Below are 12,412 nucleotides of genomic sequence, written 5' to 3'. Positions count from 1 at the left end.
ATTAAACAAATAAACAATTAAACGATTAAACTCAAAATCCTACCAGTCTTTTTCTGTTTTCTTAGGATTTGCTTTTACTTTCTGAGCATTTACTTTGTCCTGAATTTTCTTTTCTTCATTATTTACCGCATCTAATAAATTCTGAACACGCTCTTTTGATATTCCTCCAGGCTGTGGTTTTGGCTGTCCTTGGTTGTCAGATTTATCATCTTGCTTAGGATCATTTTTACCGTCTTTTTTGTCTTTGTCCTGATCGCCTTTGTCGTCTTTCTTATCTTTATCCTTGTCTTTGTCTTTGTTGTTGTCTTTGTTCTTGTCTTTATTTTTATCCTTATTCTTATCTTTGTCCTTGTTTTTATCCTTGTTCTGATCGTTTTTCGGAGGATTTTCTTTTAGTTTTTGTTTAGCGTAAGCGTAGTTGTAACGTGTTTCTTCATCGGTTGGGTCATTACGAAGTGCTTGTTTGTATGCTTCAACTGCCTGAGTATAATCTTTCTCTTTCATGAAAGTATTTCCAAGATTATGGTATGCCTTGTGTTTTTCAGGTCTTGTTTTAGCATTTTTTATTGCTTTCGCGTAAGCGTATTTAGCTTCCGAAATCTGATTTTGTCTGTAAATGGTATTTCCTAAATTATAGGCCGCTGCTGATTTTTTAGGAAATTTTGATTCCGAAATTCTATAGTTTGCCTCAGCATCAGTAAATTTATTCTGTTTATATTCTTCATTCCCAGTAGGCAATGTTTTGTCTTTTTCTTGAGCAGAAACTGCAAAAGAAACCGTTAGTAAAATATAAAGAAGTAAATTTTTCATTCTAGTTTTATTTTTTTTCGCCACGAATTTCGCTAATTGGCACTAATTTTTTTTATCATTATTTTTGAATTTCACAAATTAAATAATTGTTATTCGTGTAAATTCGAGTAATTAGTGGCTGACTTTTTTATTTCTTTTCATTAAATAAATCCAATTCTTTGATCCAGCTTGTTTTTCTTTCTAATAAGAAAATGTCTAGGAAAAGCAATAAAAATGCAAATCCGATAAACCATTGAAACTGCGATTGAAATTCTGCCATTTGTGTAGCTTCAAATTCAGTTTTTTGAATATTGTTTAAAGCATTTTTTACATATTCTAAAACCTCTTTTGTGCTTCCGCCATAAACGTAACCGCCTTTTGTTGCTTTTGCAATTGTTTTTAAACCTTCTTGATTTAATTTGGTTATTACAGTTTCTCCGTTTAGATCTTTCTGATAGCCTCTTACAACGCCATTTTCTTTTAACGGAATGGTTCCTCCTTTTTCTGTCCCTACACCAATTGTGATAATTTTCATTCCCAATTTATTGGCTTCTTCAGCCGCAGCTGCTGCACCTTCAGAATGATCTTCACCGTCAGAGATTAGGATTAATAATTTGCTGGTTTTGCTTTTTTCATCAAAATAAGTCGAAGACAATTTAATCGCTTCGTCCAAAGATGTTCCTTGAGATGAAACCATTCCTGGACTCATGCTTTGTAAAAACATTTTTGCAACGCTGTAATCTGATGTAATTGGCAAAACAGGGAATGCGCTTCCTGCGTAAGCAACGATTCCGATTCTGTCACTTCCTAAATTATTAATAATTTGAGAAACCAGCTGTTTACTTTTTTCTAAACGGCTAGGAACAACGTCTTCTGCCAGCATACTTTTAGAAACGTCGACAGCGAAAACAATATCAATACCTTCTCGTTTTACGGTTTCCATTTTGGTTCCGATTTTCGGATTTACCAAACCGATAATCAAGCAAGTAAGTGCCAGAAGAATCACTACGATTTTTAAAACAGGTTTAAAAACTGATTTTTCAGGACTCAATCTTTTTACCATTTCCAAATCACCAAATTCGCGCTGTGTTCTTCTTTTCCAATACATGTTGAAAAGAAAAATACACACCACAATCGGGATTAGTATTAAGAGATATAAATATTTTTTTTCGTCTAATTCCATTTTTTAATTCTAGTTCTCAGCCGCAGTTTTCGGTCGCAGTTTTCAGCTATTAACTGTAAACTGTGACTGCGACTAAAATATTAAATAAAGCTTCTGTAAACCGTATTTCTTAATCCAACTTCTAGCAATAATAAAAAGCCTGCAAATAAAACAAAAAACCTGTATTTTTCGTCATAATCGTAGAATTTCAATTCCTGAATTTCTGTCGTTTCCAGTTTATTGATTGAGTTATATATTTCTGCTAATTTAGCATTGCTTGTTGCTCTAAAATAAGTTCCATCAGTTTTTCTGGCGATGCTTCTCATTAGCTTTTCATCGATTTCAACTTTCTGCATTTTGAATAAGAAACCGCCATTTGGAGCGTATGCGTATGGAGATTCTGCCATTCCGTTTGTTCCAAGACCAATTGTGTAGACTTTAATTCCGTATTGTTTTGCAATATCAGATGCTGTTTCTGGTTCAATAAAACCAGCATTATTAACACCATCGGTAAGCAAAATGATAACGCGGCTTTTTGCTTTACTGTCTTTCAGACGATTTACAGCTGTTGCCAATCCCATTCCAATTCCTGTTCCGTCTTGCAAAACATTATCATATTTAATGCCTTTTATGGCCTCAAGAACAATTGCCTTGTCACTTGTAACTGGAGTTTTGGTATATGCTTCAGAAGCATACAAAACCAATCCGATTCTATCATTTGGTCTTTCTTCAACGAAATCTGCAGCAACTCTTTTTAAAGCTTCCATACGGTTTGGCTTTAAATCTTTTGCCAGCATAGAACCAGAAACGTCAATTGCCATGACAATATCAATTCCTTTTGTGGTTTTTGTCTGGTTGCTGATGTCTACTGTTCTTGGTCGAGCCAATGCTATAATTAGCGAACTCAAAGCCAAAATTCTAAAAACGTAAAGAGCAGGTTTGAACTTTGTCCAAAACGATTCGCTCTTTTGGAAACCTGCCGTCGAGCTCATTTTTAAGGTAGCCGACTGCTGATTGCGTTTCCAGAAAAACCATATTATCGCAATAGGAATTAATAGAAACAACCAAAGAAATTCTGGATTTAAAAAAGTGATCTTGCCCATTAGTTGTTTGCTCTTTGAAGTTCAACAGAATTTAAGATTCGAGTTGTAATCTCGTTTGCATAAGTATCGCCTTCTTCATGTAAAATCATGATTTGCTGTAAACCTTGATCCTGTTTGAAAAGTAACAATTCATAATATGCTTTTGTACTCGTTTTGGTTGCCGGATTCAAAACAGTCATTGTTCCATAACCTTTTATTCCCTGAATGCCTTCGTTTGTCTGAAAATCTTCTTGTTTTACAATAATATTTTGTCCGCCTTGAGCTTCAATGATTTTAAGAGTTCCTTCAAGGGTTTTGCTTAAATCTATATCGGTTGGCTGTTTAAATTTAGATGTAGAAACAGTTACATAGAAATTGTCAATCATACTTCCGTATGCAAAAAGCTGCATTTCCTTGATAAGTGCCATCGCTTCTTTTGGAAGTACTTTTTGCGCGTCCATTCTTTTTAAAACTTTTGGAGTTTCAATAACAACAGCTGGATTTCCGTAAGCGCTTTTTACCCATTCGCCTTCCAATAATTCTTTCGAAGGATGACCAATTATGTTGTCTTTTACATAATTGAAGCCTTTGGTAACAATAAAGAAAGTTGTTGTAGCAAACAATAAAAGTATGACAGCTCCAACTGCATAACCAATTCTTGCATTGCGCTGTTTTTTAAGCTGTGCCTGAATTTGTTTTTGTCTTTGCGCTTCGTTTAATAATTGATCTTCTATATCCTCAGGAACTTCTGTCGGAATAGCTTTGTCAAGTGTCAAAATTACTTTTTGAATTTTATTTCTATCTTCAGTAATTTCAAAATCAAGCGGTTTTGATTTCGCAAATTTTACCAAATCGGCCTGACGTAAAACGCGTTCCAGATTTTCAACTGTTTCTGGTGTAAGCGTCATTTTCTTTTGAGTCGATGCTATTCTGATAGCCTGAATCAATTCAGAAGTGGTGCTTTCCATTGCTGGAATATGAATGGCTTCTTCAATATAATTTCTGGCGATATCAGTCAATTCGCTATAGTATTCTTTAATTTCACCTTTTTGAACGAGTTCTTTCTGTTCTAGGTTATTTAATAAACTAGTCGCTTTTTCGATAGGCGTTTTATAAACTTCCTCTTCGATTTTTTTCAGCTGGCGTTTTTTAACATACCAATAAACGAAAACTCCAATTCCGATAATAGCTAAAGCAATTAAAACATACATCCACCAATTTCCCGTTCCTTCATCAGCCGAAGTAATATCTTTGATATCATACATTTTCTGCTGTAAAGTGTCGACTTTTACGTTGGCAACTTCAACTTTAATAGAGTCGCTATAAAAAGGTTTTTTATCGATTAAAATCTTAACGCTTGGAATTGTATAATGTCCAGAATCAAATTGTGTTAAACCATATTTTTTTATGAGTTCGTAATTAGTAGCATCTTTCTTTACCGTATCTATCGGATACGATTGAATAACTTCTAACGGACCAATATTTTTAAGTTTCGGAAATTCAACTTTTGCTGTTGAAGTCACAACCGTTTTAAGTGTAAGCTTGAACTCAGCACCAATCTTATTTTTGGTGGTATCAATACTAGTTTCTACCTGTTTTTGAGCAAAAACAGTAGAAGTAAGTAAAAATAAAAATATATAAAGTTTAAATTTCATTTGATTTGGATTTCAGATTTTAGTCTAAAATGATTGCTTAATGGCATTAATTTATCAGAATTTAAATTCTCAATTTTAAAAAATCTAAAATCTAAAATCTGCAATCTAAAATTATATTTATCGTGATTTGAAATAGCCTAATAGTTTAGTAACGTAATTTTCGTCTACTCTGGTATTTACAATTCCTGCTCCAGACTTACGAAAAGTGTCTTTAAAGTAATTTAGTTTCTCTTGATAATGCTTCTCGTAATTCATGCGAACAGCCTTAGAACTTGTATCAACCAATTGAATTTTTCCAGTTTCAGCATCTAGCATGTTTACCATTCCTAAATTTGGAATTTTTTCTTCGCGAATGTCATACACACGAACACCTGTAATGTCATGTTTTTTTGAAGCGATTTTTAAAGTATGTTCGTAAGAATCAGACATGAAATCAGAAATCATAAAAATGATGGCTTTCTTTTTCTGAGTTCCAGATAAGAATTTTAATGCCTGAGCAATATCGGTTTTATGGCTTTTGGGTTCAAATTCAATCAATTCGCGAATGATACGCAATACGTGCGAACGTCCTTTTTTGGGAGGAATATATAATTCGACAGTGTCAGAAAATAGTATTAAACCAATTTTATCATTATTCTGTGTAGCCGAAAAAGCCATCGTTGCCGCAATTTCGGTTACGATGTCTTTCTTAAATTGATTTTTAGAACCAAATGACTCAGAACCCGAAATATCGACCATTAAAACCATGGTTAATTCGCGTTCTTCTTCAAATACTTTAACGTGAGCTTCGTTGTAGCGTGCGGTTACATTCCAATCGATGTTACGAATATCATCTCCGTATTGGTATTGACGCACCTCGCTAAACGTCATTCCTCGTCCTTTAAATGAAGAGTGGTATTCTCCCGAAAAGATGTGATTGCTCAGTCTTTTCGTTTTGATTTCTATTTTCCGTACTTTTTTTAAAAGCTCTTTTGTATCCATTTTTTGTTTGGTTTATGGTTTAGGGTTGTTGGTTGATGGCGCATAAACCATCAACAAAAAACTATCAACCATCAACTTTTTAAGGTACTTCAATCTCGTTAACGATTTTGTTGATAATGTCTACAGAAGTAATGTTTTCTGCTTCTGCTTCGTAAGTGATTCCAACTCTGTGGCGTAACACATCGTGAACAACTGCACGAACGTCTTCTGGAATTACATAACCGCGACGTTTGATGAAAGCATAACATTTAGCAGCATTAGCCAAATTGATACTTCCACGAGGAGAAGCCCCAAAACTGATAAGCGGTTTTAAATCGGCTAATTTGTATTTTTCTGGATAACGAGTAGCAAAAATGATATCCAAGATATATTTTTCGATTTTTTCATCCATATAAACTTCACGAACAGCTTCTTGCGCACGTAAAATCTGATCTACAGAAACTACAGGATTTACTTTTTCGAAAGATCCTTTTAAGTTTTGACGGATAACAAAACGCTCTTCATCAATTTTTGGGTAATCAATAACAGTTTTTAGCATGAAACGGTCAACTTGCGCTTCAGGAAGTGCATAAGTACCTTCTTGCTCAACTGGGTTTTGCGTTGCCAATACCAAGAAAGGACGATCTAATTTGAATGTAGAATCTCCAATTGTAACTTGTTTCTCTTGCATTGCCTCCAAAAGTGCTGATTGAACTTTTGCTGGAGCACGGTTAATCTCATCGGCAAGTACGAAATTGGCGAAAATCGGTCCTTTTTTAATTGAAAATTCGTTTGCTTTAATGTTGTAAATCATGGTTCCGATAACATCGGCAGGCAGTAAATCTGGCGTAAACTGGATACGGCTGAAAGAACCCTGAACCGCTTGAGAAAGCGTATTGATGGCTAAAGTTTTTGCCAGACCTGGAACTCCTTCCAATAAAATATGCCCTTGTCCAAGTAATCCGATCAATAGACGCTCGACCATATGTTTCTGACCCACAATAACTTTGTTCATTTCCATTGTAAGAAGGTCTATAAAAGCACTTTCTCTTTCAATTTTTTCATTTATCGCTCTAATGTCTAAAGTCGTTGTATTTTCTTCCATATAAATATTTTTAAAACCTTGATTTTTACGCCTAATTTTTGAGAGTGCAAATTGAATATTTTTTGAGAAGTAAGATGTTAAAGAATGGTTAAAACTTCGACCAATGACCTAATTTTAAGGACTAATTGTGAATCTATTTTTATATTTTTAAGAACTTTGATGATTATGTTTTATTAAAGCATAATTATTACCAAAAATAACGCATAATTATTATGAGCAAAACAGTCTTATCGCCTATAATTTCGGGCACTATGAATTGGGGAGTTTGGGATAAAAACCTTACAACCAAAGAAATGGAAAACATGATACAGGTAAGTATCGAAAACAAAATTACGACTTTTGATCACGCGGATATTTACGGTTCGTATACGACCGAAGCCGATTTTGGAAAAGCCTTTCACGCCAGTAAAATTGATCGTGAAAAACTACAACTAATTACCAAGTGCGGCATTCAGATGATTGCTGAAAAACGCCCTGAAAACAAAATTAAACATTATGATTATTCTAAAGATTATATCATTAAGTCTGTAGAAACTTCTTTGAAGAATTTGAAAACAGATTATGTAGATGTTTTCTTGCTCCACAGACCAAGTCCGTTAATGCAGGCTGATGAAATTGCAGAAGCAGTTGAGAAGTTAAAAGGAGAAGGGAAAATTATCGATTTTGGTCTTTCAAACTTTACCAGTTCGCAAACAGAATTGATTCGCCAGAAAACAGAAGTTAGCTATAATCAAGTGCAATTTTCGGCAACGCATTACGAGCCAATGCTTGACGGCAGTTTAGACTATATGCAGACTAACGGAATTCGTCCATTGTCATGGAATCCGCTTGGAACTGTTTTTAGGGAAGATACCAAACAGACACGCCGTTTGAAAAAACTGTTTTCAACTTTATTAGAAAAATATCATTTAGGAGCAGATACACTTTTATTAGCATGGATTTTAAAACATCCGGCAAAAGTTATTCCTATTGCAGGAACGGTTAACGTTGCTCGAATTCAATCTTTATCAAAAGCGGTTGAATTAGAAATGGACAAAGAAGATTGGTTTGCTATTTGGACAGAAAGCATGGGCGACGATGTGCCTTAATTTACTATTCTGAAAAATGATAAACCTAGAAAAATTTGAGAAAAAAGATTATTCTGAATTGATTAATTCTGTCAAAAACGCAAAAGATTTAATGCAATTTGGCGGACCAGAATTCACTTTTCCCTTAACGGAAAGCCAAATAGATAAAACACTTTCTGATAAAAATAGAATTGCTTTTAGAGTTGCAGATGTTTCTAATGGAAACACTATTGGACATTGCGAGATTTATTTTTACGATGGTTTTGCAAAATTAGGACGAATCTTGATTATGGATAAAAACCAAAGAGGAAAAGGAATTGGCGAGCAAATGGTGACTTTATTGTTAGAATATATTTTTGAAAACAGGAAAGAAAGAAACATTGAATTGAATGTTTTCGATTTTAATATAGGAGCTCAAAAGTGTTATGAAAAAGTTGGCTTTACTTTAAATCCCGATAAAAAATATTTAAGGGAAGTTGATGGAGAAACTTGGACAGCACTCAATATGGTGTTGAATTTAGAAGAATGGAAAAATAAGAATTAAAATATTTTTTCACAGATTAAAGACATTCACAGATTTAAAAGTCATTTTTAATTCTTAAATGAATAACCATAAAAAAAAACAGCTATTCTGCGTTTTAGAATAGCTGTTTTTTTTATGGTTTAGAGTTTTTTATTTTAAAACCAGAGTGTTCATGTTTGTGATTTGTCCGTTTACCACCACCACATTAGGAACAACTAAAGCAGGCAATTGAGAACTAGCATCTGGCGTAATGGTTACAGAATAAGTTCCCGCTGGAATACCATTTAGCTGAAACGCTCCTGATTCATCTGTATATGCTGAAACAGTTGTGTCTCCCACTTGAACAGATACTAAAGATTGGAAAGAGAAAGGCGTTACTAGTCCTTTAATTATTCCTGATGTTGCAGTTGTAGATACTCTGATTACAGGATGTAAATTGAAGTTGCCAGAACCGCCAGCTTCTACAACAACAGAATGCTCTACATCAAAATCTAATAAAAAGTCATAAGTTGCACCAGCTGTCAATGTTTGGTTAACTTTTAATTTTAAACCTGATTGTTGCGCACTTGGTGTTTTTAAAGGATAGGTTACACCGTCTTTAACAACAGTGTTCTTGTCTCCAAGAATTAATCTAATTTGACCTAGATAGCCTGAAGGCACTTCATTATCTGCTAAAAGCACATTTACACCGCCAGTTAAATCTAGTAAATTATATACTCCAGGTTTTATGTTTCCTATACTAACCCAGCCATCTTCGCCAGTTTCAGAATTGCTTTTAATTTTAACGTCTAAAACTTCAACGTTTACTTGGTCATAATCACCCGGTGCATCTGTCATTCGTACACTAACTTTTGAAGTTTGTGTGCCATCATTACCATCACTACTGCTGCAGCTTGCTAGAAATAGGGCAGATAATGAAGCCAAGAGGAAAATTCTAAATTTGAGGTTTACTGTTTTCATAAGTCTCTTTTTTTTAAATTAGTAAATTAATAACGCAGATCGAAATTCATTTAGTGCTTTTATGCCGTATTTTTGTGTTGAATTAATCAAATCTTAAGATAGTTAGGTTTGTATTAAACATGAAAATTGAATCCTAAAATTGATACGTTACTTTATTGTGTATCAAAAAAATAAATAGTTTACAATGAAAAAAACAGTTTTAATTACTGGTGCTACAAGCGGAATTGGAAAAGCAACTGCTCAGATTTTAGCAAGAAATAATTATAAAGTTGTGCTTTGCGGAAGGCGTACAGACCGTTTAGAAGAACTTCAAAAAGAACTTTCTGCTTTTACAGAAGTGCATTCTTTAGCATTTGACGTTCGAAATAAAGAAGAAGTTTTAGAAAAAATAGGCTCTTTGCCAAACGATTTTTCGACAATCGACGTTTTAATTAATAATGCGGGAAATGCACATGGTTTAGATCCGATTCAAAATGGAGATTTAGATGATTGGGATGCGATGATTGATATTAATGTAAAAGGACTTTTGTACGTTTCTAAAGCAATTATTCCGCAGATGGTTGAAAGACAATCTGGTCATATCATTAATATTGGTTCAACAGCGGCAAAAGAAGTGTATCCGAACGGAAATGTATACTGCGGTTCTAAACATGCTGTTGATGCTATTACAGCAGGAATGCGAATCGATTTGAATCCGTTTGGAATTAGAGTTGGAGGCATTCATCCAGGAATGGTTGCAACAGAATTCAGCGAAGTCCGTTTTAAAGGTGACGTTGAAAGAGCAGCCAATGTTTATAAAGGATTTGATCCATTACAGGCTGAAGATATTGCCGATATTATTCATTTTGTGGTTTCAAGACCTTATCATGTAAATATTGCAGATTTGGTTGTCATGAGTACGGCTCAGGCGTCTTCGACAATTGTTAAAAAGAGATTGGCTTAAAATTTTTCGACTATCTTAGACTTCTTAGATTCGAAGTTGGTTATAATTGAAATCTAAGAAGTCTAAAAATCTAAGTCAGTCTAAATAATCTGAGAAAAATGATTAATAAGCGCCTTTTAATTAAAAATCTCCTCGCTCATAATGACGAAAGCAGTTTTTATGATAAGAAAAGGCAATTGAATCTTCATTCCAGAGAAGGAAAAGGAAAGTTTTTAAAGCACATTTGCGCATTATCCAATTCCAATCCGAACAATAATTCTTATATCGTAGTTGGAGTAGAAGATCAAGACAATGAAATTGTAGGCGATGATTTCTTTGATGACAGCCGAATTCAGAATCTAGTTAACGCTTTTTTAGAAAATCCGCCGAAAATTCAATACGAAAACGTCCCTTTTCCCAATCTTCCAAAAGATAAGGTAGTTGGTCTTGTCACCATAAAACCCAAAAGTAAAATCTCTTACTTTAAAAAAGGAATCCATACCATTTTGGCCAACAGTATTTTCATAAGACGCGGCAGTAATTCGATTCCTTTAGAAGAACACGAGGAAATCGAAAAAAGCAATCAAAATACAGAAACGGTAATCGGGATTGAAAATAGTTCTCGAAACAGCATTCAATATACTTTAGACGGCGTTATCGATTTTATGAATTTCAGGCATAAGGATATGTCGCCAAAATATCATGTTTTTAAAGAGTTGTTTGTAATATGCTGGGCTGGAGTTCCAAAAAAACTTCGTGAAAAAACGTATTTGTCGCGTGTCGATATTGAATTGATAAACGAACAGATTAAACTTTTTTATTCGGCACAAGACGTTGTTACGATCGATTATAATGATGATACTTTCACCATCACAGAATATGTTCCTTTGGGGTTGAATGATAAAACGAGTTATTATCCGCTTGAAGAGCAAACGATTCATTTTTTCGATAACGGATATTATAAAATTGATCGTCAAATGCTTTTTCAGCCACCAGAATTCAACAGAAAAATGTTGCATCACATTTATAATTCTAATATAGCTCTGCTAAGAAAACTGGAGAAAGAGATATCATTATCTGATCGTGAAATGAAAGATCTGGAGAATTTGCCTTCCACTTTTATGATTTGCTATTTGAATGGTTTCGAAGATGCCAGACAAAAATTGATAGACGCCAAATTACTTTTGAAACCTTATAAACAGGTTTATACTTCGTTTAAGGAATCTTTACGGGTTTTACGCAAAATGAAATATGATGTTCAGTAGAAAAAGGTTCTAAGTTGCTGAGACGCTAAGGTTCTAAGTTTTTTTCTGTAGAAACGCACTGCGGTGCACTATATCCAGTATGTCGGCAAAGATTGTGTTAGACAAACGGCATAAAACCTTAGTAACTTAGCTCCTTAATCAATGATATTTCAAATATTTTTTTACTTCTTCATATGGGAATAAAAGTTCTTTTGGACCATCTGCGTAAGATGCAGCTTCGTACGAGTTGTAATATAAAAGTAAACCTGCAGAGGTATAAAAGATATTTTGAGGCAGTTGAAATTTATCATTTTCAAACATCAAACCAGTAGCATTAATATTGGCTTTTTCTGGAATTTTATATTTTGCTCTAAAAGTTTTTTCGGCAAAAGCTTTAAACTCATTTTCGTTTTTAAATAATTGTTTGTTGAAAATTGCCTTTCCAGTTTTTTTATCAAACAATAATGATCGATAGCCTTGATATCCGTGAGCGCCTCCAGTAAAAGTATAGTGATCAATTTTAAGGTTTAATACCTGATCGGATTCAAATTCGACATTTCCAATAATTTTTGCTTCCCAGCCAAAAGTGTCATTTGGGAATTTCTGGTGCATTTCTTCATATGATGCAATAAACGATTTTGCCAACGATTTGTAATCATCGACTTTGACGGAATCTTCTTCGAAAAATACAATCTCTTTTATAACAGCAAAGACTTTTTTATTAATGCTGTCTGATGTTACTTTAATATTTTTAGCAATTGGAACTTCTATCGTGATTTTCGGGCAGTCATTTGAGCACGGGACAGTAGATTTCTCTTCAAACGTTTCATTTTCAAATGAAAGCTCTTTTTTGCAACTTGTAAAAATCAAACACAAAAAGATTATAAATAAGTAATTTTTCATATCAAAAAGTGTTAATTATCTACAAAGGTAAGAAGTTGTG

12 protein-coding genes are annotated in these 12,412 nt (G+C 33.9%); 4 read left to right on the top strand and 8 right to left on the bottom strand.

Annotated features, from left to right (window positions below; genetic code table 11):
- Positions 1 to 39 precede the first annotated feature (39 nt).
- From FF52_RS10685 to FF52_RS10660, 6 genes are all read right to left on the bottom strand, one after another.
- Positions 40 to 810, bottom strand: coding sequence for a tetratricopeptide repeat protein (locus FF52_RS10685; protein ID WP_008465338.1), 771 nt, complete (start codon positions 808 to 810; stop codon positions 40 to 42).
- A gap of 127 nt (positions 811 to 937) precedes the next feature.
- Positions 938 to 1,972 (bottom strand): vWA domain-containing protein, encoded by a 1,035-nt coding sequence (locus FF52_RS10680; RefSeq protein WP_008465336.1) that lies wholly within the window; start codon positions 1,970 to 1,972, stop codon positions 938 to 940.
- Positions 1,973 to 2,052: 80 nt separating this feature from the next.
- On the bottom strand, positions 2,053 to 3,054 hold the full coding sequence (locus tag FF52_RS10675) for a vWA domain-containing protein (RefSeq protein ID WP_008465333.1): 1,002 nt from the start codon (positions 3,052 to 3,054) through the stop codon (positions 2,053 to 2,055).
- Complete coding sequence (locus FF52_RS10670) at positions 3,054 to 4,688, bottom strand: hypothetical protein (protein WP_008465332.1); 1,635 nt, start codon at positions 4,686 to 4,688, stop codon at positions 3,054 to 3,056. The genes FF52_RS10675 and FF52_RS10670 overlap by 1 nt, the downstream gene beginning before the upstream one ends.
- Positions 4,689 to 4,805: 117 nt before the next feature.
- Complete coding sequence (locus FF52_RS10665) at positions 4,806 to 5,669, bottom strand: DUF58 domain-containing protein (RefSeq protein WP_008465329.1); 864 nt, start codon at positions 5,667 to 5,669, stop codon at positions 4,806 to 4,808.
- 79 nt (positions 5,670 to 5,748) lie between these two features.
- Positions 5,749 to 6,753 (bottom strand): AAA family ATPase, encoded by a 1,005-nt coding sequence (locus FF52_RS10660; protein ID WP_008465328.1) that lies wholly within the window; start codon positions 6,751 to 6,753, stop codon positions 5,749 to 5,751.
- 212 nt (positions 6,754 to 6,965) lie between these two features.
- On the opposite strand from FF52_RS10660, the gene FF52_RS10655 reads away from it, so the two are divergent.
- Together FF52_RS10655 and FF52_RS10650 are read left to right on the top strand one after the other, a co-directional pair.
- Positions 6,966 to 7,841 carry an aldo/keto reductase gene (locus FF52_RS10655; protein WP_008465325.1) on the top strand — a complete coding sequence of 292 codons (876 nt, stop codon included), beginning with the start codon at positions 6,966 to 6,968 and terminating at the stop codon, positions 7,839 to 7,841.
- Between the two features lie 16 nt (positions 7,842 to 7,857).
- Positions 7,858 to 8,364: a GNAT family N-acetyltransferase gene (locus FF52_RS10650; RefSeq protein ID WP_008465323.1), complete on the top strand. Its 507-nt coding sequence runs from the start codon at positions 7,858 to 7,860 to the stop codon at positions 8,362 to 8,364.
- 129 nt (positions 8,365 to 8,493) lie between these two features.
- Here the strand turns inward: FF52_RS10650 and FF52_RS10645 are convergent, their stop codons facing one another.
- On the bottom strand, positions 8,494 to 9,303 hold the full coding sequence (locus tag FF52_RS10645) for a DUF4382 domain-containing protein (protein ID WP_035691367.1): 810 nt from the start codon (positions 9,301 to 9,303) through the stop codon (positions 8,494 to 8,496).
- A gap of 184 nt (positions 9,304 to 9,487) precedes the next feature.
- Between FF52_RS10645 and FF52_RS10640 the strand changes: the two genes are divergently transcribed.
- Both FF52_RS10640 and FF52_RS10635 read left to right on the top strand, forming a co-directional pair.
- Positions 9,488 to 10,246: an SDR family NAD(P)-dependent oxidoreductase gene (locus tag FF52_RS10640; protein WP_008465318.1), complete on the top strand. Its 759-nt coding sequence runs from the start codon at positions 9,488 to 9,490 to the stop codon at positions 10,244 to 10,246.
- 98 nt (positions 10,247 to 10,344) lie between these two features.
- Entirely contained in the window at positions 10,345 to 11,490 is a 1,146-nt protein-coding gene (locus tag FF52_RS10635; protein WP_008465317.1) for an ATP-binding protein, read from the top strand.
- Positions 11,491 to 11,628: 138 nt separating this feature from the next.
- Here FF52_RS10635 and FF52_RS10630 read toward each other — a convergent pair whose 3' ends face one another.
- Positions 11,629 to 12,372 (bottom strand): DUF3298 and DUF4163 domain-containing protein, encoded by a 744-nt coding sequence (locus FF52_RS10630; protein WP_008465315.1) that lies wholly within the window; start codon positions 12,370 to 12,372, stop codon positions 11,629 to 11,631.
- Between the last annotated feature and the right edge of the window lie 40 nt (positions 12,373 to 12,412).

The organism is Flavobacterium sp. F52 (assembly GCF_000278705.1).
Classification (GTDB): domain Bacteria; phylum Bacteroidota; class Bacteroidia; order Flavobacteriales; family Flavobacteriaceae; genus Flavobacterium; species Flavobacterium anhuiense.
This window is presented reverse-complemented; position numbering and strand designations above follow the sequence as displayed.

Coding starts and splice junctions, on each gene's coding strand:
- FF52_RS10685 (WP_008465338.1), bottom strand. CDS start 810: ATGAAAAATTTACTTCTTTATATTTTACTAACGGTTTCTTTTGCAGTT.
- FF52_RS10680 (WP_008465336.1), bottom strand. CDS start 1,972: ATGGAATTAGACGAAAAAAAATATTTATATCTCTTAATACTAATCCCG.
- FF52_RS10675 (WP_008465333.1), bottom strand. CDS start 3,054: ATGGGCAAGATCACTTTTTTAAATCCAGAATTTCTTTGGTTGTTTCTA.
- FF52_RS10670 (WP_008465332.1), bottom strand. CDS start 4,688: ATGAAATTTAAACTTTATATATTTTTATTTTTACTTACTTCTACTGTT.
- FF52_RS10665 (WP_008465329.1), bottom strand. CDS start 5,669: ATGGATACAAAAGAGCTTTTAAAAAAAGTACGGAAAATAGAAATCAAA.
- FF52_RS10660 (WP_008465328.1), bottom strand. CDS start 6,753: ATGGAAGAAAATACAACGACTTTAGACATTAGAGCGATAAATGAAAAA.
- FF52_RS10655 (WP_008465325.1), top strand. CDS start 6,966: ATGAGCAAAACAGTCTTATCGCCTATAATTTCGGGCACTATGAATTGG.
- FF52_RS10650 (WP_008465323.1), top strand. CDS start 7,858: ATGATAAACCTAGAAAAATTTGAGAAAAAAGATTATTCTGAATTGATT.
- FF52_RS10645 (WP_035691367.1), bottom strand. CDS start 9,303: ATGAAAACAGTAAACCTCAAATTTAGAATTTTCCTCTTGGCTTCATTA.
- FF52_RS10640 (WP_008465318.1), top strand. CDS start 9,488: ATGAAAAAAACAGTTTTAATTACTGGTGCTACAAGCGGAATTGGAAAA.
- FF52_RS10635 (WP_008465317.1), top strand. CDS start 10,345: ATGATTAATAAGCGCCTTTTAATTAAAAATCTCCTCGCTCATAATGAC.
- FF52_RS10630 (WP_008465315.1), bottom strand. CDS start 12,372: ATGAAAAATTACTTATTTATAATCTTTTTGTGTTTGATTTTTACAAGT.